Origin of the sequence: Mammaliicoccus sp. J-M40, from assembly GCF_022386395.1 — a bacterium.
GTDB lineage: Bacteria > Bacillota > Bacilli > Staphylococcales > Staphylococcaceae > Mammaliicoccus > Mammaliicoccus lentus.
Window position 1 is genome coordinate 1 of sequence record NZ_JAJNIQ010000026.1, and the last position, 3213, is coordinate 3213.

The following is a 3213-nucleotide window of genomic DNA, read 5'->3' on the forward strand; positions in this document are numbered from 1 at the left end:
CACCTCTACAATATTTTCTTAGTCGATTACATTGTACTAAAGTGAGCTATATTTGGCTCTTTTTTTATTACACAATTATATGGACATATTCCTTTTTATAGCGCTAACGTGCTTGTTTGCTACCACTAGCTCGTTAGAAAATGTAACGGGCTTGTCTTAAGTTTCGTGCACGTTAGAGGGGGACATTCTCTTCTAATTCATTATAAACAGTAAGCTACTCGCACTTATATAACAAAAAACAGGCTGGGACATATAAATGTCTCAGCCTGTTCGTATAATCTCAGCATATATTAGCTATATACACCTTGATCTTTCAGATATTCTTCATAGCTAATTTCTTTAGAAATTACGCCATCTTCTTTAATATCAATAACTCTATTAGCAATTGTGTTAATAAATTCAAAGTCATATGAAGTAAAGATTAATGAACCTTTGAAGTTCTTCAGACCGTCGTTCACAGCTGTGATACTTTCTAAGTCTAAGTGGTTAGTAGGTTCGTCTAATAATAGTACGTTAGAATTTGATAACATCATCTTACTCAACATACATCTTACTTTTTCTCCACCTGAAAGTACGTCTGCTTTTTTCTTAACTTCTTCACCACTAAATAGCATACGTCCTAAGAAACCTCTTAAGAATGTTTCAGTTTGTTCTTCTGGTGGTGCATATTGTCTTAACCAATCAACTAAGTTCATATTTACACCGTCAAAGAATTCTGAGTTATCTTTAGGTAAATAAGAACGAGAAGTCGTAACGCCCCATTTAACTGTACCTTCATCTGGTTCAATCTCACCAGCTAAAATACGAAGTAGGGTAGTTTTAGCGATTTCACTTTCTCCTATTAATACAGCTTTATCATTAGGATTCATAGTGAATGAAACATTATTTAAAACTTTATTACCATCAATTGTTTTTGAAACACCTTGAACTTGTAATAAGTCGTTACCGATTTCACGACCAATATTAAAGTTAACAAATGGGTAACGTCTTGAAGAAGGTTGAATATCATCTAATTCGATTTTATCTAACATCTTCTTACGACTTGTTGCTTGTTTAGATTTAGATGCGTTCGCACTAAATCGAGCAATAAAGTCTTGTAATTCTTTAATGCGTTCTTCTTTTTTCTTGTTTTGATCTTGAGCCATTTGTGCAGCTAGTTGACTTGATTGATACCAGAAATCATAGTTACCAACAAATAATTTAATTTTTCCGTAATCTAAATCAGCGATGTGTGTACATACGTTGTTTAAGAAGTGTCTATCATGAGACACAACGATTACTGTATTTTCAAAGTTTATTAAGAATTCTTCTAACCAAGCGATTGCTTGAATATCTAAACCGTTTGTAGGCTCGTCCAGTAATAGAACATCTGGCTCACCAAATAAACTTTGAGCTAATAATACTTTAACTTTTTGGTTATTTTCTAATTCAGACATTTGTTTATCATGTAGGTCGTCTTTAATACCTAAACCTGAAAGTAATACAGAAGCATCCGCTTCAGCGTTCCAACCGTTCATCTCAGCAAATTCGCCTTCAAGTTCAGCAGCACGCATACCATCTTCATCAGAGAAGTCTGGCTTCATGTAAATGTCATTTTTTTCTTTCATAACTTTCCATAATTTTTCGTGACCTTTTAATACCACGTCAATTACTTTTTCATCTTCATGAGAAAAGTGATCTTGCTTTAATACAGCTAAACGTTCATCTTTACCTAATGAAACGTTACCTGATTGTGAGTCTAATTCTCCAGATAACACTTTTAAAAATGTTGATTTTCCAGCGCCATTAGCCCCAATAAGTCCGTAACAGTTGCCTGGTGTGAACTTAATATTTACATCTTCGAATAGTTTACGATCACCAAATCGTAAACTTACATTAGTGACTTGTAACATTAAATGACTCCTTTTCATTAATACTTCTATCGATGAATTATACCATATATCTAACAAAAAAGGACAAGAGAATGAACTGTCGTTACATGAAACAAAATGCATGTTATAATGTAGAAACTAATAAGATAAGAATGGAGAATGATATGGCACAAGAAAAAGATACACTTGTAGGTCGAATAGACTTTTTAAAAGTGGATAGATTGGAAGGTTCAACGTACCATTTACTTGGACCTAACAGCGAACATATTAAAATGAATGCATCTGAAGTAGATAATGAAGACGATTTAGAAATAGGCGAAGATTATAGTTTCTTTGTATATCCAAGCCGTTCTGGCGAATTATTTGCCACACAAAATATGCCAACAATTACAAAAGACCGTTACGATTGGGTAAAAGTTTTAAGAGTAGATAGAGATGGCGCAGCAGTTGATGTTGGACTACCTAGAGAGGTATTAATACCTTGGGAAGACCTTCCAAAAGTTAAAGAACTTTGGCCACAAAATGGCGACATGATTTTTTGTACGCTAAGAATAGATAGCAATAGTCAAATGTTCGCAAGATTAGCGACTGAAACAATTGTTGATACTATGTATAAAGCTGCGGAAGAAACAGTTTTACATCAACATGTTACAGCTAGACCATACCGCTTGTTAAGAGTAGGAACATTTTTACTTTCAGAAGACGGATACAAAATATTCGTACATGAATCTGAACGTAGACATGAACCTAGGTTAGGCGAAGAAATGGACGTTAGAATTATTGGTGTTAAAGAAAATGGCGAGTTAAATGGTTCATTCTTACCATTAGCACATGAACGTCTTGATGAAGACGGACAAATTATTTTTGATTTACTAGTAGAATATGATGGAGAACTACCTTTCTGGGATAAATCTGACCCAGAAGCAATCAAAGAAGTATTTAATATGAGTAAAGCAAGTTTCAAACGCGCAATAGGTAGATTGTATAAACAAAAACTTATCGTTATTGAAACAGGTAAAATTGCGATTACTACAAAAGGCTGGGCTCAAGTTAAACAAGACGAAGCATAAATTCTTATATTGTTATAAATGAGTTGAGCATATACAAGCCGTGACCTAACGCAAAATGATATGCTCCCTGTTAAGTAAACACTTAAATAGTGAAAATTTAGCAGGGAGTTTTATTATGACTAGAAATATTAAAATAGATATCAATACTTTATTAGAAGCTTTTGATTTATATGAACAAGGCTATAGCTTCTTAAACGTTATAAAAATGTTGTCATTGAATACAAATCGTAGATTATTAAGTGAAAAATACCAGAGGTATAAATTATATGGAG

General features: G+C 33.4%; 2 protein-coding genes. One reads left to right on the forward strand and one right to left on the reverse strand.

All coding sequences use genetic code 11. The features are described from left to right. Positions 1 to 290 precede the first annotated feature (290 nt). Positions 291 to 1892, reverse strand: coding sequence for an ABC-F family ATP-binding cassette domain-containing protein (locus LQ688_RS13815; protein WP_016999772.1), 1602 nt, complete (start codon positions 1890 to 1892; stop codon positions 291 to 293). A 143-nt stretch (positions 1893 to 2035) separates the two neighbouring features. On the opposite strand from LQ688_RS13815, the gene LQ688_RS13820 reads away from it, so the two are divergent. Beyond that, complete coding sequence (locus tag LQ688_RS13820) at positions 2036 to 2941, forward strand: CvfB family protein (protein WP_064205259.1); 906 nt, start codon at positions 2036 to 2038, stop codon at positions 2939 to 2941. The last annotated feature ends 272 nt before the right edge of the window (positions 2942 to 3213 follow it).